Origin of the sequence: Pseudomonas sp. NFACC32-1, from assembly GCF_900101215.1 — a bacterium.
Classification (GTDB): domain Bacteria; phylum Pseudomonadota; class Gammaproteobacteria; order Pseudomonadales; family Pseudomonadaceae; genus Aquipseudomonas.
This window is the reverse complement of the sequence record NZ_FMUL01000012.1, coordinates 145,164-168,637: the sequence shown is the minus strand read 5'-3', so window position 1 is coordinate 168,637 and position 23,474 is coordinate 145,164. Positions and strand designations below refer to the sequence as shown.

20 protein-coding genes and 1 pseudogene are annotated in these 23,474 nt (G+C 63.8%); 16 read left to right on the top strand and 5 right to left on the bottom strand.

The window, feature by feature from the left end; translation table 11 throughout:
- The first annotated feature begins 77 nt into the window (after positions 1 to 77).
- The 12 genes from nrdR (at position 78) to BLP99_RS18720 (ending at position 8,897) form a co-directional block, all read left to right on the top strand.
- The gene (gene nrdR / locus BLP99_RS18775) at positions 78 to 542 is read left to right on the top strand and encodes a transcriptional regulator NrdR (protein ID WP_013694316.1); all 465 of its coding nucleotides are present in this window, start codon (positions 78 to 80) and stop codon (positions 540 to 542) included.
- Positions 539 to 1,672 carry a bifunctional diaminohydroxyphosphoribosylaminopyrimidine deaminase/5-amino-6-(5-phosphoribosylamino)uracil reductase RibD gene (ribD, locus tag BLP99_RS18770; RefSeq protein ID WP_092181408.1) on the top strand — a complete coding sequence of 378 codons (1,134 nt, stop codon included), beginning with the start codon at positions 539 to 541 and terminating at the stop codon, positions 1,670 to 1,672. Before nrdR ends, ribD begins: the two co-directional genes overlap by 4 nt.
- A 46-nt stretch (positions 1,673 to 1,718) precedes the next feature.
- Entirely contained in the window at positions 1,719 to 2,393 is a 675-nt protein-coding gene (locus BLP99_RS18765) for a riboflavin synthase (RefSeq protein ID WP_072395572.1), read from the top strand.
- A gap of 16 nt (positions 2,394 to 2,409) precedes the next feature.
- Positions 2,410 to 3,501: a bifunctional 3,4-dihydroxy-2-butanone-4-phosphate synthase/GTP cyclohydrolase II gene (gene ribBA / locus BLP99_RS18760; RefSeq protein WP_072395574.1), complete on the top strand. Its 1,092-nt coding sequence runs from the start codon at positions 2,410 to 2,412 to the stop codon at positions 3,499 to 3,501.
- A gap of 246 nt (positions 3,502 to 3,747) precedes the next feature.
- On the top strand, positions 3,748 to 4,224 hold the full coding sequence (gene ribH, locus BLP99_RS18755) for a 6,7-dimethyl-8-ribityllumazine synthase (protein ID WP_072395576.1): 477 nt from the start codon (positions 3,748 to 3,750) through the stop codon (positions 4,222 to 4,224).
- Positions 4,221 to 4,721: a transcription antitermination factor NusB gene (gene nusB, locus BLP99_RS18750; protein ID WP_072395578.1), complete on the top strand. Its 501-nt coding sequence runs from the start codon at positions 4,221 to 4,223 to the stop codon at positions 4,719 to 4,721. Before ribH ends, nusB begins: the two co-directional genes overlap by 4 nt.
- Positions 4,722 to 5,687, top strand: coding sequence for a thiamine-phosphate kinase (thiL, locus tag BLP99_RS18745; RefSeq protein ID WP_072395580.1), 966 nt, complete (start codon positions 4,722 to 4,724; stop codon positions 5,685 to 5,687).
- Positions 5,684 to 6,187: a phosphatidylglycerophosphatase A family protein gene (locus BLP99_RS18740; RefSeq protein ID WP_072395583.1), complete on the top strand. Its 504-nt coding sequence runs from the start codon at positions 5,684 to 5,686 to the stop codon at positions 6,185 to 6,187. Before thiL ends, BLP99_RS18740 begins: the two co-directional genes overlap by 4 nt.
- Before the next feature lie 11 nt (positions 6,188 to 6,198).
- Positions 6,199 to 6,957 carry a substrate-binding periplasmic protein gene (locus BLP99_RS18735; RefSeq protein WP_072395585.1) on the top strand — a complete coding sequence of 253 codons (759 nt, stop codon included), beginning with the start codon at positions 6,199 to 6,201 and terminating at the stop codon, positions 6,955 to 6,957.
- A gap of 109 nt (positions 6,958 to 7,066) precedes the next feature.
- The gene (gene ribA, locus BLP99_RS18730; RefSeq protein WP_072395587.1) at positions 7,067 to 7,684 is read left to right on the top strand and encodes a GTP cyclohydrolase II; all 618 of its coding nucleotides are present in this window, start codon (positions 7,067 to 7,069) and stop codon (positions 7,682 to 7,684) included.
- On the top strand, positions 7,681 to 8,100 hold the full coding sequence (locus BLP99_RS18725; RefSeq protein WP_072395589.1) for an MFS transporter: 420 nt from the start codon (positions 7,681 to 7,683) through the stop codon (positions 8,098 to 8,100). Before ribA ends, BLP99_RS18725 begins: the two co-directional genes overlap by 4 nt.
- Positions 8,100 to 8,897 (top strand): helical backbone metal receptor, encoded by a 798-nt coding sequence (locus BLP99_RS18720; protein WP_072395591.1) that lies wholly within the window; start codon positions 8,100 to 8,102, stop codon positions 8,895 to 8,897. Before BLP99_RS18725 ends, BLP99_RS18720 begins: the two co-directional genes overlap by 1 nt.
- A 138-nt stretch (positions 8,898 to 9,035) precedes the next feature.
- On the opposite strand, the gene BLP99_RS18715 is transcribed toward BLP99_RS18720, so the two are convergent.
- From BLP99_RS18715 to BLP99_RS18695, 5 genes and pseudogenes are all read right to left on the bottom strand, one after another.
- Entirely contained in the window at positions 9,036 to 10,916 is a 1,881-nt protein-coding gene (locus BLP99_RS18715) for a TonB-dependent receptor domain-containing protein (RefSeq protein WP_092181406.1), read from the bottom strand.
- Between the two features lie 146 nt (positions 10,917 to 11,062).
- Complete coding sequence (dxs, locus tag BLP99_RS18710; RefSeq protein ID WP_092181404.1) at positions 11,063 to 12,961, bottom strand: 1-deoxy-D-xylulose-5-phosphate synthase; 1,899 nt, start codon at positions 12,959 to 12,961, stop codon at positions 11,063 to 11,065.
- A gap of 91 nt (positions 12,962 to 13,052) precedes the next feature.
- The gene (gene ispA / locus BLP99_RS18705; protein ID WP_072395597.1) at positions 13,053 to 13,940 is read right to left on the bottom strand and encodes a (2E,6E)-farnesyl diphosphate synthase; all 888 of its coding nucleotides are present in this window, start codon (positions 13,938 to 13,940) and stop codon (positions 13,053 to 13,055) included.
- Positions 13,937 to 14,179, bottom strand: a complete 243-nt coding sequence (locus BLP99_RS18700; RefSeq protein WP_072395599.1) for an exodeoxyribonuclease VII small subunit — start codon at positions 14,177 to 14,179, stop codon at positions 13,937 to 13,939. The genes ispA and BLP99_RS18700 overlap by 4 nt, the downstream gene beginning before the upstream one ends.
- Before the next feature lie 143 nt (positions 14,180 to 14,322).
- Positions 14,323 to 15,460 (bottom strand): annotated as a pseudogene (locus BLP99_RS18695) (Fic family protein).
- 270 nt (positions 15,461 to 15,730) lie between these two features.
- Between BLP99_RS18695 and BLP99_RS18690 the strand changes: the two are divergent.
- From BLP99_RS18690 to BLP99_RS18675, 4 genes are read left to right on the top strand one after another with little or no spacing between them, the layout of a single operon-like run.
- A complete protein-coding gene (locus BLP99_RS18690; protein ID WP_076406154.1) occupies positions 15,731 to 16,519 on the top strand; it encodes a YfaP family protein in 789 nt (262 codons plus the stop codon).
- Positions 16,520 to 16,555: 36 nt separating this feature from the next.
- A complete protein-coding gene (locus tag BLP99_RS18685; RefSeq protein WP_072395605.1) occupies positions 16,556 to 18,265 on the top strand; it encodes a DUF2138 domain-containing protein in 1,710 nt (569 codons plus the stop codon).
- Complete coding sequence (locus tag BLP99_RS18680; protein WP_072458873.1) at positions 18,250 to 18,909, top strand: DUF1175 domain-containing protein; 660 nt, start codon at positions 18,250 to 18,252, stop codon at positions 18,907 to 18,909. Before BLP99_RS18685 ends, BLP99_RS18680 begins: the two co-directional genes overlap by 16 nt.
- On the top strand, positions 18,906 to 23,474 hold the full coding sequence (locus tag BLP99_RS18675) for an alpha-2-macroglobulin family protein (protein WP_092181401.1): 4,569 nt from the start codon (positions 18,906 to 18,908) through the stop codon (positions 23,472 to 23,474). Before BLP99_RS18680 ends, BLP99_RS18675 begins: the two co-directional genes overlap by 4 nt.

The following is a 23,474-nucleotide window of genomic DNA, read 5'->3' as shown; positions in this document are numbered from 1 at the left end:
TATACCGTAAACCCTATGGCTTGTCTTGCCAGTGGGATGCGCTACCATGGCCCTCCCTTTTTTTGTTGCCTGCCACCATGCACTGTCCCTTCTGCGGTGCCAACGACACCAAGGTCATCGACTCGCGACTGGTCGCCGAGGGCGAACAGGTGCGCCGCCGGCGCGAATGCCTGGCCTGCGGCGAACGCTTCACCACGTTCGAGACCGCTGAACTGGTGTTGCCGCGCCTGATCAAGACCGACGGCAGTCGCCAGCCGTTCGACGAAGAAAAACTGCGCGCCGGTATGCAGCGCGCCCTGGAAAAACGCCCGGTGAGCGTCGAGCGCCTGGAAGCGGCGCTGGTGCACATCAAGCACAAGCTGCGGGCCACCGGCGAGCGGGAAGTCAAATCCCTGGTGGTCGGTGAGCTGGTGATGGCCGAGCTGCAGAAGCTCGACGAAGTCGCCTATATTCGCTTCGCCTCGGTGTATCGGCGCTTCCAGGACCTGAACGAGTTCCGCGAGGAAATCGACCGCCTGGCCCGCGAACCGGTGAAAGAATGACCGTTACGGCGCAACAGGCCATCCTCGATGCCCAGTTCATGGCCCGTGCCCTGGAGCTGGCGCGGCGTGGTCACTACACCACCCATCCCAATCCGCGGGTCGGTTGCGTGATCGTGCGTGACGGACAGATTGTCGGGGAAGGCTGGCATGTCCGCGCCGGGGAGCCCCACGCCGAAGTCCATGCCCTGCGCGCCGCCGGTGAACTGGCCCGGGGCGCCACGGCCTACGTGACCCTGGAACCTTGCAGCCACCATGGGCGTACGCCGCCCTGTGCCGATGCGTTGGTCAATGCTGGTGTCGCCAGGGTCGTGGCGGCGATGCAGGACCCGAACCCGGAAGTCGCCGGTCGCGGCCTGCAGCGGCTGGCCCAGGCCGGCATCGCCACCCAAAGCGGCGTGCTGGAGGGCGAGGCGCGCAAGATCAACGAAGGTTTCCTCAAGCGCATGGAACACGGCCTGCCCTTCGTGCGGGTCAAGCTCGCCATGAGCCTCGATGGCCGCACCGCCATGCAAAGCGGCGAAAGCCAATGGATCACCGGTCCCGCCGCGCGTTCGGCGGTACAGCGCCTGCGCGCCCAGGCCAGCGTGGTCTTGACCGGTGCCGACACGGTGCTGGCGGACAATGCCCGGCTGACCGTGCGCGCCGACGAACTGGGGCTGGATGCGCAGCAGACGGCGCTGGTCATGAGCCGTCCGCCGCTGCGGGTGCTGGTGGACGGGCGCCTGCGGGTGCCGCTGGACGCGCCTTTCTTCAAGGCCGGTCCGGCGCTGGTCGCCACCTGCATGGCGGTTGAAGAACAGTATGCCAATGGCCCTGAGTGCATGATCGTGGCGGGGGATGACGGCCAGGTCGATCTGCATCGCCTGCTCAAGGCACTGGCGGCCCGTGGCGTCAATGAAGTGCTGGTGGAGGCCGGTCCGCGCCTGGCGGGGGCATTTGCCCGGCAAGGGTTGGTGGACGAATTCCAGATTTTCATCGCCGGCAAGTTCCTGGGCTCTTCGGCGCGACCGTTGCTGGACTGGCCGCTGGCGCAGATGAAGGACGCTGCGGAACTGAAAATCACCGAAATCCGTGCCGTGGGCGATGACTGGCGAGTCATCGCCATTCCCGTTCCGCTGGCCAGCGTATAATTGCCGGCCTTCGCTCAAGCGGCGGCCTGTTCTCGAGGAGGACTCCATGTTTACCGGCATCATCGAATCCATCGGCAGCATCCGCGCACTCACCCCCAAGGGCGGTGATGTGCGGGTCTACGTCGAAACCGGCAAGCTCGACCTGAGCGACGTCAAGCTGGGCGACAGCATCGCCGTGAACGGCGTGTGCCTGACGGCCGTCGAACTGCCGGGCAACGGTTTCATGGCCGATGTCAGTCGCGAGACGCTCGACTGCACCGCCATGAACGACCTCAAGAGCGGCAGCCCGGTCAACCTGGAAAAGGCCCTGACTCCCACCACGCGACTGGGCGGGCATCTGGTCAGCGGTCATGTGGATGGCGTCGGCGAAGTGGTTTCCCGCACCGATAACGCCCGGGCGGTGGAGTTTCGCATCCGCGCCCCGAAAGAACTGGCCAAGTACATTGCCCATAAAGGCTCGATCACCGTCGACGGCACCAGCCTGACGGTCAACGCGGTGGATGGCGCCGAGTTCCTGCTGACGATCATTCCCCATACCTTGAGCGAAACCATCATGGCCTCGTATCGGCCGGGGCGCCGGGTCAACCTGGAAGTCGACCTGCTGGCCCGTTACCTGGAGCGCCTGCTGCTGGGGGACAAGGCCGCGGAGTCGGGCTCCTCGCAAAAGCCTGGCAACATCACTGAAAGTTTTCTGGCCGCCAACGGCTACCTCAAATCCTGACCCAAGGGGGTGCCGCGTGGCGCTCAATAGCATCGAAGAACTGGTTGAAGACATCCGCCAAGGCAAGATGGTCATCCTCATGGATGACGAAGACCGCGAGAACGAAGGCGACCTGATCATGGCCGCCGAGTGCTGCAAGGCCGAGCACATCAACTTCATGGCCAAGCATGCCCGTGGGCTTATCTGCATGCCGATGACCCGCGAGCGCTGCGAACTGCTGAAGCTGCCACTGATGGCGCCGCGCAATGGCTCCGGCTTCGGCACCAAGTTCACCGTCTCCATCGAGGCCGCCGAAGGCGTGACCACCGGCATTTCCGCCGCGGACCGTGCGCGTACCGTGCAGGCCGCCGCCGCAAAGGACGCCAAGGCCGAAGACATCGTCAGCCCCGGTCACATCTTCCCGCTGATGGCCCAGGCCGGCGGCACCCTGGCCCGCGCCGGCCACACCGAAGCGGCTTGCGACCTGGCGCGCATGGCCGGTTTCGAGCCTGCCGGGGTGATCTGCGAAGTGATGAACGACGACGGCACCATGTCCCGTCGCGCGGAACTGGAAGCCTTCGCCGCCGAACACAACATCAAGATCGGCACCATCGCCGACCTGATCCACTACCGGATGATCCACGAACGTACCGTTCAGCGGATCGCCGAGCAGCCGCTGGACAGCGAGCTGGGCCATTTCAACCTGGTGACCTACCGCGACTCGGTGGAGGGTGACGTGCACATGGCGCTGACCCTGGGCACCGTGTGCGCCGAAGAGCCGACCCTGGTCCGGGTGCACAACATGGACCCGCTGCGCGACCTGCTGATGGTCAAGCAGCCTGGCCGCTGGAGCCTGCGCGCCGCCATGGCCGCGGTGGCCGAGGCCGGCAGCGGCGTGGTGCTGCTGCTCGGACATCCCCTCGACGGTGACGTGCTGCTGGCCCACATCCGTGAAACCGCCGATCAGACCGCCGTGAAAAAACCGACCACCTACAGCATCGTCGGTGCCGGTTCGCAGATCCTTCGCGACTTGGGCGTGCGTAAAATGCGCCTGATGAGTGCGCCGATGAAGTTCAATGCGATATCCGGTTTCGATCTGGAAGTTGTAGAATACGTGCCCTCCGAATAAAGGCCCGGAGATTTCAGCATTGTTGTTCAGGCTTGTCGGATTATTGTGGCGAGGGGATTCATCCCCGCTGGACTGCGCAGCAGTCCCAGAAAAAGGGGCCGCTTCGCAGCCCAGCGGGGAACCCCCTCGCCACAAACGTGACGCAAGCGAGCGGCAATGGCGGGATCTGCGGTGCTGTAATTCGAAGCTAATATCACTGAAAGAGCGCGTATAGAACGCGCTCTGGCTCTTTAAGAGATCTGACGAATGACCCTGAAGACCATCGAAGGTACCTTCATCGCCCCCAAAGGCCGCTACGCTCTGGTAGTGGGCCGTTTCAACAGCTTCGTGGTCGAGAGCCTGGTTGACGGTGCGGTCGATGCCCTGGTTCGCCACGGCGTGAGCGAAAGCGACATCACCATCATCCGTGCCCCTGGCGCCTTCGAAATTCCGCTGGTTGCGCAGAAAGTCGCTCAAAAGGGCGAGTTTGCGGCAATCATCGCCCTCGGCGCGGTCATTCGCGGCGGTACTCCGCACTTCGAATACGTGGCCGGCGAGTGCACCAAGGGCCTGGCCCAGGTCTCCATGGAGTTCGGCGTGCCGGTCGCCTTCGGCGTGCTGACCGTTGATTCCATCGAGCAAGCCATCGAGCGTTCCGGCACCAAGGCCGGTAACAAAGGTGCCGAAGCTGCCCTGTCCGCCCTGGAAATGGTCAGCCTGCTGGCGCAGTTGGAGGCCAAGTGATTAGCGACGAAAGCGATCGTTTCAACCCGCGCGATCCCAAGCCGGCCGATGCCGGCAAGCCGTCGAAAAGCGCCAAGCGTCGCGAAGCCCGTCAGCTCGCGACCCAGGCCTTGTATCAATGGCACATGGCCCGGCAATCGTTGAACGAGATCGAAGCTCAGTTTCGGGTCGATAACGATTTCAGCGATGTCGACGGTGCGTATTTCCGCGAGATCCTGCACGGCGTCCCGGCTCACAAGACCGAGATCGACAAGGCCCTGGCCCCTTGCCTGGACCTGACCATCGAAGAGCTGGATCCGGTTGAGCTGGCGGTATTGCGGCTGTCCACCTGGGAACTGATGCACCGCGTCGATGTACCCTATCGTGTGGTGATCAACGAGGGGATCGAGCTGGCGAAGGTCTTCGGTTCCACCGATGGCCACAAATTTGTCAACGGCGTACTCGACAAGCTCGCACCGCGTCTGCGCGAAGCCGAAGTGAAGGCGTTCAAGCGCTGAATGGGTGAGTTTGAGCTGATCCGCAGCTACTTCGCCGCCGCGCCTTGTGCGCAGGGCGGCGAGGGCGTTGCGCTGGGGATCGGCGACGATTGTGCCTTGCTGGCGGTCCCTGCCGGGGAACAGTTGGCCGTTTCCACCGACACCCTCGTGGCCGGTGTGCATTTTCCCGACCCTTGCGATCCCTATCTGCTGGGCCAGCGCTCGCTGGCCGTGGCCGTCAGTGACCTGGCTGCCATGGGGGCGACCCCGCTGGCCTTTACCCTTGCCTTGACCTTGCCGACGGTGACCGCCGATTGGTTGCAGGCCTATGCCCGCGGCTTGAACCAGATGGCCCAGGCCTGCGGTGTCGGGTTGGTGGGCGGGGATACCACCCGAGGGCCGCTGAGCCTGACCATGACCGTGTTCGGCCGCGTGCCGACCGGCCAGGCCCTGACTCGAAGCGGCGCGCGCCCCGGCGACTGGCTGTGTGTCGGTGGTGAACTGGGTAACGCTGCCGGCGCGCTGCCCCTGGTGCTCGGCCAGCGAGCAGCCGAACCGGCGGTCGCCGAGCCATTGCTGGCGCAGTACTGGTCGCCACGGCCCCAGGTCGACCTGGGCCTGGCGTTGCGAGGCCTGGCGAGTGCGGCGATGGACATTTCCGATGGACTGCTGGCCGACTGCGGGCATATCGCATTGGCGTCCGGCGTCGCATTAAAGGTTGAACGGGACCGCCTGCCGTTGTCCAAGGCTTTGCTGGCATTGCTTGGGCGTGCCCAGGCCGAACAGGCCGCGCTGAGTGGTGGGGACGACTATGTGCTGCTCTTCACCCTACCGCCTGTCCGATTGTCGCAATTGCAGGCGCAAGGTTGGCCCGTCCACGTGGTCGGCCGTGTCGAAGCAGGGCAGGGCGTCAGCCTGGTCGACCCGGACGGACGCGACATCACCCCGCAAATCCGGGGTTATCAACATTTTCGGGAGACACCGTGACAGATCATCCCAACCAGGTCCCGGCTGAATTCGTACCCCCGTCGGTCTGGCGCAATCCCTGGCATTTCGTGGCGTTTGGCTTCGGTTCCGGCACGTTGCCCAAGGCCCCGGGCACCTGGGGCTCGCTGGTTGCGCTACCCTTCATACCGTTGTGGCAGATGTTGCCGGACTGGGGCTACTGGCTGGCGCTGGGCATCACCATGCTGTTCGGCTTCTGGTTGTGTGGCAAGGTCGCGGACGACCTGCGGGTGCACGATCATGAAGGTATCGTCTGGGACGAAATGGTCGGCATGTGGATCACCCTGTGGCTGGTGCCGGAGGGCTGGTACTGGTTGTTGACGGGGTTTTTGGTGTTCCGCTTCTTCGATATCCTCAAGCCATGGCCGATTCGCTGGGTCGACCGTCACGTACACGGCGGTGTCGGTATCATGCTTGACGATGTGTTGGCGGGTGTTTTCGCCTGGTTGGCAATGCAGGGGTTGGTGTGGTGTTTCACCTGAGGGATTCAGGCATGGGCGTAAGCCGCGCACTGTTGCTGTTGCTGTGTCTAGGAGCTGGCCTTGGCATCCGGGTGGCCGACTCGGCGCCGCTGCCCGACAAGGTCCGTGCCGCCAGCGAGGAATGGTCCGACTACACCCAGGCTGATGGCAAGGGCATGGCTTGGGACATCCTGCGGGAAGTGTTCGAGCCCGAAGGCGTCCGGTTGGAGATCCGCAGCGTGCCCTACACCCGTTCGATCGGGTTGGTGCAGCGCGGCGAGGCCGACGTGCAGGTCGGCGCGTACCTCGATGAGTCCGAGGGCGTGCTGTACCCGAAGTGGCATTACGATGTCGATCACATCTATGCCCTGGGGTTGGCCTCCAAGCCAACGCCGACCCTGGCGACCATAGGCAATTATCGCCTGGTGTGGATGCGCGGGTACGAATACAACAACTACCTGCCCAATATCCGGCGCTTCAATGAAATCCACCGCTCCGTGGGCATCCTGCCGATGTTGCTGCATGATCGGGCCGACTTCTACATCGACGCCTTGATGGAAATCGAGGATGTACTGTCCAAGGCCGATAACCCCCAGCAGTACAAGCTCTCGCCGCTGATCAACCTGCCGTTGTACCTGGGCTTCGCCAACACCGAAAACGGAAAGGCGTTGAGCGCGCTGTTCGACCGCCGCATGGAGATCCTGGTCAGGAGCGGCCAGTTGAAACCGATTTTCGAGCGTTGGAAACAACCTTATCCTTTCGACGCACACGGCAAGCCGCCGAAACCGTGATCAACCTTTTCGATGGTAATGGCCGATAATTCAGCCTAAGCGTCCATCGGAAGCTGCTGTTACAATGCCCCCCTCTGCGAATCTCCAGTACTAGATCAGGAGCACACCGGTGCCTGTCGTTTTTGTTGCCGCTTCCAAGCTGCCAACGCCCTTTGCGCAATTCACCATGCATGGTTTCCTCGATGAAGCCACCGGTCGCGAACACGTCGTGCTGAGCCTGGGTGATGTTGCCGATGGTGCGCCGGTGCTTGGTCGCCTTCACTCCGAATGCCTGACGGGCGATGCCCTGTTCAGCCAGCGCTGCGACTGCGGTTCGCAACTCGAAGCCGCGCTGCAGGCCATCGCCCGGGAAGGCCGCGGCGTGCTGTTGTACCTGCGCCAGGAAGGGCGCGGCATTGGCCTGTTGAACAAGATCCGCGCCTATGAATTGCAGGATGGTGGCGCCGATACCGTGGAAGCCAACGAGCGCCTCGGGTTCGCCGCCGACCTGCGCGACTACAGCATCTGCCAGCCCATGCTCGAACACCTGGGCATCAAGTCCCTGCGGTTGATGACCAACAACCCGCGCAAGGTCAAGGCGCTGACCGACATGGGCATCGTGGTGGCCGAGCGTGTGCCGCTGCACACCGGCCACAATCCTCACAACAAGCTCTACCTGGCGACCAAGGCCAGCAAGCTCGACCATATGATGGGCAACGAGCACCAGGGCGAGGTCGACCGCGCGTGACGCGGGGTCAGGTCCGCAGGCGGCTGGCCGTCAGTTGGTGGAAATACCTGGCGCTGGCCTTGCTGCCGCTGTTCGTGATCAACGCGGTGTTTGGTCAGGGCGAGGCGATCCTGCCGGTGCTGGCGATGCCGCTGTTCATCGCCGGCGTGGCCTCGATGTTCGTCAGCCTGCGATTCTTCGGCGCGTACAAGCTTGCCCTGATTGCCACGCAGAAGTCTCTCGACACCCCTGAAGAGCCCCAGGCCTGGATCGAGCTGGCGGCCCGCCGCCGTGCCGCTTTCCTGGCCGCCGGCTTGCCGGCCTGGATCGGTGCGCTGGCGGTGTTCGTCGGCCTGGAGGCCGTGCCGTTGATGCTGCTGGCCTTGTCTACTGCGGTGCTGTTCTACCTGTATCGCCTACCGCGCCAACTCGGCTGATGGGCCGCTGGCTGGCGGTCTTGCTGCTGGTCGCCAGCGCCTCGACTGCCGCGGCCCCGCGGGTGGTCAGCCTGGCGCCGTCAATGTCGGAAATCGTCGTTGAGCTGGACTCCGCCGACCTGCTGGTGGGGGTGCTGGATGGCGGTGAGCGTCCGCCCGTGCTGAAGGATCTGCCTTCCGTAGGACGTTACGGGCAGCTGGATATGGAGCGGTTGCTCAGCCTGCGGCCCGATCTGCTCCTGCTCTGGCCCGGCAGCGTCGGCAAGGCGCAACGCGAGCAGCTCAAACGCCTGGCTATCCCGGTCTATGTGGCCGAGCCCCACAACCTCGACCAACTCATCGGTCAGATCGAAGACATTGCCGCGCGGCTCGGCCGTCCCGAACGAGGGCAGCAGCGAGCGGCGCTGTTGCGCGAGCGTCTCGAGGCGTTGCGCCGCCGCTATCGGCGCGCTGAGCCATTGCCGGTGTTCTACCAGGTCTGGGATCGGCCGCTGTACACCGTCGGCGGTGGGCAGGTCATCAGCGATGCCCTGGCGGTTTGCGGGGCGCGTAACGTCTTTGCCGACCTGACCCTGCCGGCGCCGCAGGTCAGCGTGGAATCGGTTTTGCAGCGCGATCCCCAGGTCATCCTGGCCACCGAACAGGCCCAGCTCGACGCGTGGAAAGCCTGGCCGCAGCTGGCGGCGGTGAAGCAGGGGCGCTTGTTGCGGGTCAGTGACAAGGGCCTGGAGCGGCCCAGTGGGCAGATGATCGAGGCGACGGCGGGGTTGTGCGGGTTGATCGCGCCAGACCGTTAGAGCGCGGTGCGCCCTTGGCGAGCATGCCCGCTCTTGCATGGGCGTTTTGCAATGCATGGCATGTTGGATTTTTTGCCAGCCCCAGGTCCGTGGGAGCTTGCTCGCGAAAGGGGCGCTGCCGGCACTGAAGATCGTGGATCAGAGTGACGGTGTCCAAGTCACCCCGAACAACCAGGCCCGACCTTCCTCCCGATACCCATACTGCCCACCTTCATGGCTGTACAACGCCCGGCTGTAAGCCTTGTCCAGCAGGTTATCCACCTTCATCTCCAACTTCACTTCCCGGGTCAGTGCCCAGCTGCCGCGCAGCCCGAGCAGGGTATAGCCGCCGAGGGTGTTGCGGTTGCCTTCGTCGTCATAGCTGCTGCTGACCGCTTGCCAGGTGGCACCCAGGCCCAGTCGGTCGAATTGCCGGTCCAGGTCCAGGCTCAAGGTCCGGCGGGCGCGACGGGCCAGGGTGTGGCCGCTGTCCCGGTCCCGTGGGTCGATCACCGCCAGGCCCAGGTTGCTTTGCCAGCCGTGAAAGTCCTGCAGGAGTGCCATTTCAAACCCGTCGATGCGCGCCGAGGCGACGTTCTGGGGACGTGAGTCGCTGCCAAAAATGATCGCGTCTTGCAGGTCGGTACGGTACAGCGAGGCCTCCAGGCGGGTGTTATCGGCCAATTGGCTACGCCATTGCAGCTCGTAGCTTCTGGCGGTCTCGGGCTTGAGGTCCGGGTTGCTGAATTGTGGGTAGTAGAGATCATTGAAGGTCGGCGCGCGAAAGCTTTCGCTGTAGGTCAGCAGCAGGTCGTTGCGCGGGTCAACCGGCAGGGTGGCGGTAGCGCTCCAACTGTTCTGGCCGCCGAATTGCTGGTTCTGGTCGCGGCGCAGGCCCAGTTCGGTGGAAAAGGTTTCAGCCTGGAAACGATGCTGGATAAACGCCGCGCGGTTCCAGCGGCTGTCTTCGTCGAACGGTGTGCTGCTGTTGACCCGGTCCTGGTACCAGTCGCCTCCCAGGATCAGGCTGTTGCGAGCATCCAGCGCCAGGTCGTTCTGCCAGGTCAGCGAGTCACGGTAGGTATTGAATACTTCCCGGACATCGCTGAGCTTGTCGAAGGTCTTCTCGCGGTTCTCGCTGTGACCCAGTTCCAGGCGGGATTTCCAGGCGTCGTTGATCCGGCCATCCACGTAACTGCTGAAACTGCTCACGGCAAAATCGCTGTAGGGCTGCTGGAGCAGTGATTCGAATGCAGTCGGGTCGAAGCGGCCGAACGGGTTGTCGAACTCGTTCTTGCCGCGGTTATCCAGCAGGTTCAGGCCGACTTCCACGTTCTCGTCGATGACATGGCTCAAGCTCAGGCTCAAGGACTGGTTGCGATTGGCGTCACGGTCCCGGTCGCTGCCATAGGAGTCATGGGTGCGATTGGCCCCGGCGGTTTCAGTCAGGCTGGCGCCGAGGTTGACGCGGGTCCGCTCGTCCCCACCGGACAGGCCCAGGCTGCGCTCCCAGGTCCGGTGGCTACCGGCCCCCAGGTGCAGGCGCGGTTGCAGGCCGGGTTCATTGCCGCGTCGGGTGAAGATCTGGATCACCCCGCCCACCGCGTCGGCGCCGTAGATCACCGAGCGCGAGCCGCGCAGCACTTCTACCCGTTCGATCTGGTTGATGTCCAGGCGCTGCAGGTTGCTGTCGCCGGAGGTGGCATTGCCGATGCGCTGGCCATCCACCAGCACCAGGCTTTGGGCCGACTTGGTGCCGCGAATGTAGATGCCCGGCAGGCTGCCGCGCCCACCCTGGGGCGCCACCTGCACGCCGGGCACACGGCTGAGCAGGTCGGTGACACTGGCCGGTTGCAGGCGGTCGATATCGTCGCGGGTGAAGACTGTGTTGGCAGCGCTGCTGTCATTGCGCGCCTCGACCTGGCGGTTGGCGCTGATGACCACGTCCGGCAGTTTCAGGGCCTGCTCGCGTTCGAAGGTGTCGGCCAGCAGTTCGGGGGTTGGCAGTAGGGTCAGGGTGAGGGCGAGGCGGAGTTTCATGGGTGTTCCGGATATTTCTGGTCTGCACAAACCCTTGTGGGAGCGAGCTTGCTCGCGATGACGGAAGATCAGTCAAGCCATCCATTGGCTGACACACCGCTATCGCGAGCAAGCTCGCTCCCACAGGGAGTTTGTGTTGGCTGAACTTACAGGCCCAGCAGCTGTAGCCGCTGGCGCACCGACGCCTCGATCCCGGCCTCGTCCAGCCCGCACTCAGCCAGCATCTGCGCAGGCTTGGCATGTTCGACGTAGATGTCCGGCAGGCCCAGGTGCAGCACGGGCTTGAGGATATTCTCCCGGGCCAGGAATTCGCTGACCGCCGCGCCGGCGCCGCCCATGATGGCGTTTTCTTCGATGGTCACCAGCAATTCGTGATGACTGGCCATCTCGCGCACCAGGGCTTCGTCCAGGGGTTTGACGAAACGCATGTCCACCACCGTGGCATCCAGGGTCTGTGCCACTTTCATGGCTTCGGCCAGTTGGACGCCGAACACCAGCAGGGCGGTCTGCCTGCCCTGGCGACGAATCACGCCCTTGCCGATCTCGATGGGCTCCAGGTCGGTTTCGATGGTCGCGTTCGGGCCGCTGCCACGAGGGTAGCGTACCGCTGCGGGGCCATCGAACAGGTGGCCGGTGGTGAGCATCTTGCGCAGCTCGTTTTCATCGCTCGGCGTCATGACCAGCATGCCGGGGATGCAGCGCAGGTACGAAAGATCGAAGCTGCCGGCGTGGGTGGGGCCGTCTTCGCCCACCAGGCCCGCGCGATCGATGGCGAACAGCACGTCCAGGTTCTGCACCGCGACGTCGTGCACCAGTTGGTCATAGCCGCGTTGCAGGAACGTCGAATAGATCGCGACCACCGGCTTGGCCCCTTCGCAGGCCATGCCGGCGGCGAGGGTCACGGCGTGCTGCTCGGCGATCGCCACGTCGAAATAACGCTGTGGATAACGTTCGCTGAACGCCACCAGGTCCGAACCTTCCTTCATCGCCGGGGTGATACCCAGCAGGCGCGGATCGGCTGCCGCCATGTCGCACAGCCACTGGCCGAACACGGCGGAATACTTCGGACCGCCGGCCTTTTTCGGCGCGGCAGCCGGTGCATCCAGCGGTTCGAGCTTGGTGATGGCGTGGTAGCCGATGGGGTCGACTTCCGCCGGGGCGAAGCCTTTGCCTTTCTTGGTCACCACGTGCAGGAACTGCGGCCCCTTGAGGTCGCGCATGTTGCGCAGGGTGGCGATCAGCGTGGGCAGGTCATGGCCGTCGATGGGGCCGATGTAGTTCCAGCCCAGCTCTTCGAACAGCGTGCCGGGCACCAGCATGCCCTTGGCGTATTCCTCGGTGCGACGGGCGATTTCCCAGGCGCCGGGCAGGCGCGACAGGACCTTCTTGCTGCCTTCGCGCATGCTGGCGTAGGTGCGGCTGGAGAGGATTTTCGCCAGGTAGTTGGACAGCCCGCCCACGTTGCGCGAGATCGACATGTCATTGTCGTTGAGGATCACCAGCATGTTGGCGTCGACTTCCGGCGCATGGTTCAGCGCCTCGAAAGCCATGCCCGCCGTCAGCGCGCCGTCGCCGATCACGGCAATGGCCTTGCGCTCGCTGTTCTGCAGGCGGGCGGCAATCGCCATGCCCAGGGCAGCGCTGATGGAGGTGCTGGAATGACCGACCCCGAAGGTGTCGTACTCGCTTTCGGAGCGCCGTGGGAACGCGGCGATGCCGCCTTTCTGGCGAAGCGTGCTCATGCGCTCGCGGCGACCGGTGAGGATCTTGTGCGGGTAAGCCTGATGGCCGACGTCCCACACCAGTCGGTCGTCTGGCGTGTCGAAGACGTAGTGCAGCGCGATGGTCAGCTCGATGACGCCCAGGCCGGCACCGAAGTGCCCGCCGGTCTGGCCGACCGTATAAAGCAGCTCCAGACGCAGCTCATCGGCCAGGGTTTCCAGCTCGGCTTCACCTAACCGACGCAGGCCGTCCGGCGTGGCAGCGCGGTCCAGCAGGGGCGTGGTCGGGCGTTTGCGGGGAATCTCTTGGAACGTCGTGGGCATCAGGCGAATCGTTATAGGTATAAAAGAGGCGGCAGTTTACCTCATGCATCGCCAACTGCCCACGCGTTGGCCGGAACTTGGCTACCTGTGATCAGCTGCGACGCTCGACGATATATCGCGCCAGATCGCGCAGCGGCTCGGCCGCCGCGGCAAACGGTCGCAACGCGGCCAGGGCCTGGTCGCGCAGTTCCAGGGCGTAGGCCTTGGCCACATCAAGGCCGAGCAGGGCCGGATAGGTGGGTTTGTCCCGGGCGATATCGGCGCCCTGGCGTTTGCCCAGGGTCTGGGTATCGCTTTCCACATCGAGGATGTCGTCCTGCACCTGGAATGCCAGGCCGATTGCCCGGGCATAGACCTGCAAGGCCTGCAACTGCTGCGGGGTGGCCCGGCCGCTGGCGAGGGCGCCGAGCCGGACGCTGGCTTCGATCAGTGCGCCGGTCTTGTGCCGGTGCATCTGTTCCAGGGCATTCTGGTCGAGTTTGAGTCCCACCGAGCCGAGGTCGATGGCCTGGCCTCCCACCATCCCGGCGGGCCCTGCCGCGTGCGCCAGGGTACTGACCATGTCCAGGCGGGTCTGCGCCGGGCAATCGCTCAGGGCCGGGTCCAGCAGGGCGCTGAATGCCAGGCTCTGCAAGCCATCGCCGGCCAGGATCGCGCAGGCTTCGTCGTACTGCTTGTGAGTGGTCGGCTGGCCGCGACGCAGGTCGTCGTCGTCCATGGCCGGCAGGTCGTCATGGACCAGGGAATACGCGTGGATCAGTTCCACCGCGCACGCCGCGCCGTTGGCCTGCTCGGCCTGGCCGCCCAGTGCCTCGCAGGCGGCATAGGCCAGCAACGGACGCACGCGCTTGCCACCGTTCATCACGCTGTAGCGCATGGCTTCATACAGGCGGGCCAGCTCGGGGCTCGGGGCGTTGAACAACGTCTCCAGCGCAGCATTGACCCGGGCCTGACTGCTGGCCTGATACGCGCCGATCATTCAGGCTGTTCCGCGTCGAAGGGCTCTTCGGCCAATTCCCCGTCGCGTTCGAGCAGCAACTGCACTTTCTGCTCGGCCTGGGCCAGCGCCGCCTGGCAGTCGCGAGTCAAGCCGATACCTTGCTCGAAGGCGGTCAGCGAGTCCTCCAGCGACAATTCGCCGTTCTCCAGCCGTTCGACCAGCGTTTGCAGGTCGGCCAGGGATTGTTCGAAGTCCAATGCAGCTTTTTTGCGGGCCATGGCGGCTATTCCGGTTGACTGTTAAACCGGCGCGACACTAGCAGACATGGGGGTTCGGGGCAAATCAGGACAGGGCTGGAGGGGGAGTGTTCCTCTGTGGCGTGTCTTTGCCGCAGCAACATCCGCTTACCACAAACACAGTCTCACGCAGCTAGATAATTGATTCGGTACCGAGTACTGCGTCCACCTCCCGGTAATCGCTCCAGACAGCCTTTTTCCAGCAACTTCGCCAGGTGTCGGGTTGCGGTTGCCTTGGAAACCTTGGCCACGGCCTGGTACTGCGCTGCGCTGATACCGTGCTCAAAACCTTGTTCACCACCATCGAGCGACCGGTTCAGCACTTTGGTCTGTTCTGGGGTGAGTCCCGAGGCGCGGTGAACCTGCCAGAATCGAGCCTTGCCCAACACGCTTTCGATCTGGGCCATGGCTTTGTGCAAGCTGCGCGACAGGGTCCGCAAAAACCAGGTAAGCCAATCGGTGATATCCAGCGTGGCTTTCTGAGCGCTTTCAAGTGCTCGGTAGTAGCCAGCGCGGTCATCAAGAATGCTCACGGACATGGCGTAGAAACGGATCGCCTGGGCTTCGCCCTGGGCCAGTGCGAGATCGGTGAGGGTGCGTGTCAGGCGCCCGTTGCCATCGTCAAACGGATGCAGGGTGACAAACCAGAAGTGGGCGATACCGGCGCGCAACAAAGGATCGAGTCCGGATTGATGACGGCTGGCCTCAAACCAGTCGAGGAAGGTTTGCAGTTGCTGTTCGAGACCTTGGCGAGGCGGGGCCTCGAAATGAACAGTGGGACGGTCCAATCTGCCCGAGACCACTTGCATTGGCTTGTCTCCCCGCAGCGAACCTACGCGAATGTGCTGATGGGCCAGGTCGCTCGCCTGTTCAGGGAATAGCCACTCGTGCCATTCAAGCAGCCGCTCGACGGTCAGGGGCTGGCCGAAGTGTCGGGTAGCATCCAGCAAAAGGTTCGCCAGGCCCTCACTGCGCGGGCTGACCGGAGTGTCACTGGCCCGCTCCAGGCCCAGGCGTCGGGCCAGAGACGACCGCACCGAGCCCACATTCAATTGCTCCCCCTTCAATGGCCGATGAGGTCACGATGTTCTGCAACAACGCATCCAATTCGTTCTGGGCGTTGAGCGACGCGGTGACAGCGCCGGTCATGCCGAGCAGTTGACCTTGGGTTTGCACGCATTCGCGTAGCAGAGCCGCCAATGTTTCGGGCTGCCAGTGAAAGTTGGGCCAGTCGGGCTGTTGCCAGATCCAATAGGGTTCCATGAGCCTGTCCATACCGGGGATGAGCCGAATAATAACGTTATTCGGCTCATTTCTTGAGCCGAATAACTTCGCTAATCGGCTCACGCTCTCCCCAAGACGTGATTTCCCACACAGAATCACGCGTTCCCCGATTGTGAATAATGCGCCGAATCGCTAACCTTCGCGCCATCTACAGCCCCCGTATGGCGGGCTCCTGACGAAACCTGAAAAAAGATAATCAATGCGCCGAGGAAGGGCGCCAGGTTGCGTTGCGCATGGCAGGAGGCATACATGCGTTTTCTTTCATTGCTGATCGCGCTGATGGCCGCATCGTTGGTGTGGGCGGAGCCTGCGGCCGAGATGTCGGAGCCGGTGGGCGGCTGGCGCTTCAACGGTCTGCTCGATCGCACTGAAAACCCGCAGGTGGCCTATCCCACGCCGCCCATCGACCGGGGCGTGCAGCGTAATCGCACGATGATCGAAGGCCGGCTCAAGGACATCGGCACGGCCCGACAACCCCACAGCCTGGCGGTCAACGGCAATCCACTGAATCTCTATACCGACGATGAGGGGCGTTTTGGCCGGCCCTACGCGTTCGGTGCTGGCTCCAACAGCGTCGAGGTGCGCAGCTCAGAAGGCAAGTCCCTCAAGCGCGTGCAGTTCTATGAAGCCAACAACCTGCGAACGCCGGCGCAGATTCGCGTAGTGCTGGGCTGGGACGATCCCAAGGCCGAGCTGGATCTGCATATCGTCACACCCGACGGCCAGCATGCCTTCTTCGGTCGCCCGGCACTGACCAATGGCGGCGGCCTCGACCCGGATGGCGTCGATGGCCCCGGCCCCGAGATGTTCACCATGACCGCGCCGATGCACGGCACGTACCTGGTCTACGTCAACTATTGGGGTAACTACGGCAGCGGCGGCTACAACTTCGACGAAACCAGCAACCAGAACGAGGTGATCACTTCCCAGATCAACCTGGTGCTCAACGAAAACACTGTCGATGAAAAACGCGAGACCTTCGTCGTGCCCTTGCGCGCCATCGGCGACCTGCTGCTGGTCAAGACTTTCAACTATTAAGTATCCCGCTCCACGGATGAATAGGCCCTTGTGAATATGAGCGACAACACTGCTTCCCCGACCACGCCGACACCTGTCGCTAAACCTGCGCGCCGCTGGCCGGCGATGCTGATCGGGCTGTGCCTGGTTGCCGGTGTGGCTGCCGGGCTGGGCTGGTTCATGAACAAGCCCAAGGCGCCGCCCATGGCGCTGGCATTGGAAAAGCTCGGCCTGAGTCGCCCCGATGGCTTGCTCGAGGCCCACTCCCTGAGCCAGTTGCCCAAGGATCTGCTGGCGGTGCCATTTCTCAAGGCCACGCTCACCGAGGACTTCGTCTTCTATTACCAGGCCCATGCCGACCGCCTCGGGCTGATTGGCAGCCTGCGCCGGATCATCTACGAGCATGACCTCAAGTTGCAGGACAGCCTGATCGAGGAACTGTTCGACCAGCCGGCCGACGTGGCCCTGTGGCGTGGTGCCGATGGTCGCCTCAAGGATTTCCTGCTGGTGATGGATCGCGGCGGATTGGCCAAGGTCCTGGAGCCCCTGGCGAAAGTCGCGCTGGACGACACGCAGTTGAGCAAGCTCAGCGACCTGAAGGTCGGTGGCGATGAGGTCGCGCTTTATCAACTCAGCTACAACGCCAGCAAATCACTGGTCTTCGCGTCCCATGGCGACAAACTGGTGGTGCTGTCCAACCCGACGAAGCTCTATGACCCGGCCAACGGGCCCTCGCAGGAGCGCGGCAGTGTCTCGACGACCGCCCTGGCAGCCTTGCTCAGTGGCGAAAAACTCTTTCCGGAAGCCTTCGGCCTGCCGCCCAGGGCGCCTGAGGTCAAGCAACGCATCGCGGTCAATGCCAGCGTCCTCGCCATGGGTTACCAGCGTTTCATCCCGAATTTCGCCGGGGTGCGTTTCGACATGGACGACAAGGGCTGGCACAGCTTCCTGGCCCTGGATGAGCTGGAGAACCAGCCGGACTTCGACTTCAAGCCAATCTGGCAAGCCATGCCCATGGGCGCCAGCGCCTGCGTGTCCTTGCCCCTGGCGGCCGAACAACAGAAGCCGCTGCTGGTGAAACTCGGCGCCGATGAAAAAGCCGCCCAGGCCATGACCGAACACATGGCCGGCGCGGCGGGCCTGTGCTGGTACGCCGATTCGCGGCTGTACACACCGCTGCTGGTAGCGAGCCTGAACGCGGACGACGGCAAGCTCGACGCCGACCTGGGCGGCCTGTTCGGCTCGATGGTGGGCGCCTATGAAAACAATGTCGCCGAGCACGCGTTCCCGGTCGTGGAGAAGCAGGAAGGCCCAATGCATCACTGGCAACGCCAGGTGAGTTCCAACTTCGGCCCCTACCTGGCCAAGGACTCGCTGCAGCCCGAATCCATCACCGGCAAGGCCTTCATGCGGGTCAGCCTGGCGCGTCACGGCTCCACCCTGCTGTTTTCCCTGGACGACAAGCTGGTGGACAAGGCCCTCGGCACGCTCGACAAGCGCTTCCCGCCCATGGCCGACGTCTTGCCCAAGGATGTGCTGATGCCTGTCTACTTCGGCCCGGACGCCATGGCGCAACTGATGCAGCGTGAAACCCTGGACAGCCTGCCCCAGGACATGGAACCGGTGTTCTACAACGCCGCGCAGACCTACCTGATCCCGAAACTGCGCACCCTCGGCGGTTATGGCAAGTACGCCCTGACGCTGCCCGAAGGCAGCGAGCCGGACGGCCACTGGCAATGGCTGCCGCTGGAATGGAAAGCGCTGTGATCGGACTGCTCCGCAATCGCCATTGGGTGCTGACGCTCGCGTTGCTGCTGGGCGGACCGGCGTTCGCCGTCGAGACGCCGCCCCTGGATGTCCAGCAATCCCAGGTCTTTCGTGCCTGGTTCGTGCGCATCGCCCAGGAACAGCTCAGTCGTGGCCCGAGTCCGCGCTGGTACCAGCAGGACTGTGCCGGCCTGGTGCGTTTCGCCGCCAACGAAGCGCTCAAGGTCCATAACGAAAAATGGCTGCGCAGCAACGGCATGTCCAACCGCTACCTGCCGCCGGAGCTCGAGCTGAGCGACGCCCAGCGACGCCTGGCCCAGCAGTGGCAGCAGGGTGGCGGCAAGGTCGGGCCCTACGTCAACGCTATCAAGCTGATCCAGTTCAACAGTCGCCTCGTGGGCCGTGACGTGACTCAGGCCCGCCCCGGCGATTTGATGTTCTTCGATCAGGGCGACGACCAGCACCTGATGATCTGGATGGGCCGCTACATCGCCTATCACACCGGCACCACTACCCCTACCGACAACGGCATGCGCTCCGCAAGCCTGCAACAACTCATGAACTGGAAGGACACCCGATGGATACCCGACGCAGCCAACCCCAACTTCATCGGCGTCTATCGACTCAACTTTCTCTCCCAATGACCGGTGCCCGCATGCTGCGCTTGTGTTCGAAACTGCCCCTGCTGTTTGCCCTGTTGCTGGCCCCTGTCGTCAATGCCGAAGACACCGTGGAGCCCAGCGGCTACACACCCGTGGCCGGTGAAAGCTTTTTCCTGCTGGCCGACAGCAGTTTCGCCAGCGACGAGCAGGCCATGGTTCGCCTCGAAGCGCCGGGCCGCGATTATCGCCGGTTCCGCATGGAGCCCTACGGCGGCGCCGACATCCGGGTCTATCGCATCGAAAAACCCCTGGACTTCCTCAAGCGCCAGAAAAACCTGCACCGGGTGGTCAGCGACGGTCAGTTCAAGGGCGAAGGCCTGTCCAATACCCTCGCGTACCTGTGGGACAACTGGTATCGCAAGTCACGTCGGGTGATGCAGCGGGCGTTCTCCTACGAGTCCCGCCAACAGGTCACCGAAGAAGTGCCCGAGCTGAAAATGGGCGATGCGATGGTCGCGCCGACGCCTTACGAGGCCTCGCCGCAATTCGCCTTGATCCCGGGCCTGCCGGTGGTCAGCCAGTTCCGTTACCCGCTGTGGCAGGCCAAGCCGATCCAGCCGCCGGCAGGCGTCAATCTGGCCGGTTCTTCCAGTGAGTTCGTCAGCGTCGCGCCGGGCAACGTCTATATTCCCCTGGGGCAGCTCAAGCCTGGCCTGTATCTGGTGGAGGCGCTGATCGGCAAATATCGCGCGACCACCATGGTCTTCGTTTCCAACACCGTGGCGGTGAGCAAGATCGCCGGCGACGAACTGCTGGTCTGGGCCGCGCGCAAGCATGAAGGTCGTTCGGTGCCCAAGGTCAACGTGCTCTGGACCGATGGCCTGGGCGTGATGAGCAGCGGTGCCACCGATGAAGACGGCTTGCTGCGTCTCAAGCACGTCAGCCCCGAGCGTTCCTTCGTCATTGGCGAAGACGAGGAGGGCGGCGTATTCGTCTCCGAGAACTTCTACTACGACAGCGAAATCTACGACACCAAGCTCTACGCCTTCACCGACCGGCCGCTGTATCGCCCTGGAGACTGGGTGTCGCTGAAGATCGTCGGCCGCGAATTCAAGAATGCCCGTGATTCGGTGCAGCCGGCGGCGGCTGACGTCAACGTCAGCGTGCTGGATGCCACCGGCACCGCGTTGCAGACCCTGGCCCTGAAGCTGGACGCCAAGGCCGGTACCCAGGGACGCTTCCAGTTGCCGGAAAACGCCGTGGCCGGTGGTTACGAGCTGCGTTTGAGCTACAAGGACCAGCTCTACAGCAGCGCCTTTCGCGTGGCCGAGTACATCAAGCCGCATTTCGAAATCGCCTTGAACCTCGACAAGCAGGATTACCGCACGGGCGAGCCGGTCAAGGGCAAGCTGGTGCTGTTGTATCCGGACGGCAAGCCGGTGGCCGACGCTACCGTGAGCCTGAGCCTGCGGGCCCAGCAATTGTCGATGGTGGACAACGAGCTGCAATACCTGGGGCAGTTCCCGGTGGAGCTGACCAGCAGCGAAGTGACCACCGATGAGCAGGGCGTCGCGACCCTCGACCTGCCGGCCGCCGACAAACCGAGTCGCTACACCCTGACGGTATTCGCCAGCGATGGCGCGGCCTATCGGGTCAAGACCACCAAGGAAATCCTCATCGACCGTGGCGCGGCGAACTTTCGCCTGAGCGCCCCCCAGCGCTTCAGTGCGGCGGGGGAGAAGGTCGCTTTCAGCTATGTCAACGAAGGCGGCAACGAGCCGAGCAAAGCCGTGACGCCGGCCGGCTACGCCTGGGTGAGACTGGAAGACCAGAGCACGGGCGAAGGCAAGCTGACGGCCAAGGACAAGGGCTTCAGCCTGGCCTTCGAGCGGCCCGGTACCTATAACCTCACGCTCAAGGATGACCATGGTCGAGTCATTGGCGCCACCGGGCATTCGGTGACCGGCGAAGGCGTCAAGGCGGTACCGGGTACCGTGGAGATTGTCCTCGACAAACCCGAGTACAAGGCTGGAGACGAAGCGCTGGCGCTGATCACCTTCCCTGAGCCGGTCACTGACGCACTGTTGTCCCTGGAGCGGGACAAGGTCGAGGCCACGGCGCTGCTGTCGAAGGGAGGCGACTGGCTGAAAATGGAAAGCCTCAGCCCCACCCAATACCGCGCGCGCATCCCGGTCAAGGACGCCTTCGCGCCGAACATGACCTTCTCGGTCCTGTACACCAAGGGCGGCCAATACAGCTTCCAGAATGCTGGCATCAAGGTGGTCGCGCCACAGATCGACGTCGCCGTCACCACCGACAAGGCCACTTACCGGCCCGGTGACACGGTGACCGTCGACCTGAGCACCCAGTTCGCCGGCAAGGCGATACCGGCCCACCTGACGGTCAGCGTCGTGGACGAAATGGTCTATGCCCTGCAACCGGAGGTGGCCCCGACCATCGACCAGTTCTTCTATCACCCGCGGCGCAACAACGTACGCACCAGCGCCAGCCTCTCGTTCATCAGCTACGACGTCGCGTTGCCGGGCAGCCCCGGCGCACCGGGCAAGGCCAACCGCAGCGAGCGTGGTGTCAAGGTGCTGGAGCGACCACGTCGCGAGGACGTGGATACCGCCGCCTGGCAGCCGGAACTGGTAACCGATGCCAACGGCAAGGCCCGTTTCACCTTCAAGATGCCGGACTCGCTGACGCGCTGGCGCATCACCGCGCGTGCCATTTCCGACGACGGCCAAGTGGGACAGAAAAAGCAGTTCATCGCTTCACAAAAGCCGCTGTACCTGAAGTGGAGCGGTCCGACCCGGTTCCGCAACGGCGACAAGCCGCAGTTGGGCCTGTTCGCTTTCAGCCAGTCGGAAAAGCCGCTGAAGGCCGAGTTGCTGATCCGCTACGCAGGCACTGAACAACGCGTGGTGGCCGAGCTGAAACACGGCATCAACTATGTCGCGCTGCCGGCGCTGGCGTTGAGCAACGGCGACCTGGACGTGCAGTTGCAGTTGAACGGTGAAACCCAGGACGCCCTGGCCGTTCGCCTGAACGCCAGCGGCAATGGCTGGCAAGTCACCCAGAACCAGCGCCTCGACGTGGCCACGGGGGATACCCCACTGGCATTGCCAGCAGATGCCAGCGATATCCGCCTGCGCCTGGACGACAGCCCGCAAGCGCTGTTCCGTTCGGCCCTGGACGACCTGTTGAGCTACCCGTACGGCGGCGTCGAGCAGACTGCCAGCCGTCTGCTGCCGTTGAGCATCGCTTACCCGACCCTGGCCGCGGATTCGCAGACCCGCGACCGCTTGCGCCTGGTCATGCAGAACAGCCGTCTGCGCCTGGTGCAGATGGCCGGTCCTTCGGCGAGCTTTACTTGGTGGGGCCAGGAAGGGGAGCCGGATGCCTTCCTGACCGCCTACGCCTATTACGCCGACTGGCACGCCAGCAAGGTCCTGGACCTGAACCTGCCGCCGGAACACTGGCAGCGGGTGCTGGAGGTCTACGCCAAGCAGGCGGGCAACACTGCGCTGTTGCAGCGTGCGTTGATCCTGTCGTTCGCTCGGCAGATGCAATTGCCGGTGAACACCTTGCTCAGCGGCTTGATGGAAGACCTGGCGAAGGCAGGCGAGGGCAGCGCCGGGAGCGTGATGGAGGATGGCGCGGACAGCCTGATCATGAGCGCCCCGGATTCGGCCCTCGGATTGGCCAGTGCCCGTGTACTGACCGCCTCCCTGGCCCGCCAGGCGAAGGTGCCGCTGCCGGACGCCTTCAACCGTCAGCTGGCCGCTGCCCAGCAGCAACTGGATGTCAGCTCGCAGCCGTTCGTCGAGGCGCTGCTGGCGTCGTTGCAAGCCTTCGATCAGGCACGCTCCGCCGCCCTGCTGGAACGCCTGCTGCCGCAACAGTCGACCCTGGAACGGGCCCTGGCCTTGACCTGGCTGCAACGCAGCATCGAACAGGCTGCGCCGGCCGTGGCATTGACCCCAGGCGAGGGTTGGAAAGCCCGACAAGGCGCCACCGGGGAAACCTACTGGCAGTGGCAAGGCGCCCAAGTCCCGACCGTGCTGACCCTCAGCGGCGCCCAGGAGCGTCCATTGCAGGCCGCGCTGAGCTTCCAGAGCCAGCAACCGCCGATGGCACCGATGGCGGTGTCCATCACCCGTCGCCTGTCGCGCCTGGTGCCGGGTGTCGATGCCTACACCTTCACCCTCGAATCCGTGGGCAGCAAGCCGTTGTCCAGCGACGGCCTCTATCTGGATGAGGTGATCATCAACAGCAAGGCGCCGACCCCGCTGCGCTACGGCATGCTCGAAGTACCGCTGCCACCGGGTGCCGATGTGGAGCGCACCACCTGGGGCATCCAGTTGCTGGGCAAGGCTGGCAGCGAGCCGACTTCGCTGGAAAAGGCCCGCTTCGAACCCGGCCAGATGGCCTACGCGGTGCCGGTGGATGCCCTCAGTGGCGAACTGCGCCTGCGGCATCTGGTGCGCTTCTCCCAGAAGGGCCAGTTCAACCTGCCGCCGGTGCGCTTCACCCAGGTCTATGCACCGCAGAATCAGGCTTGGGAAAAGAAACCGGCGCTTGGTCAGGTCACGGTCGACTGA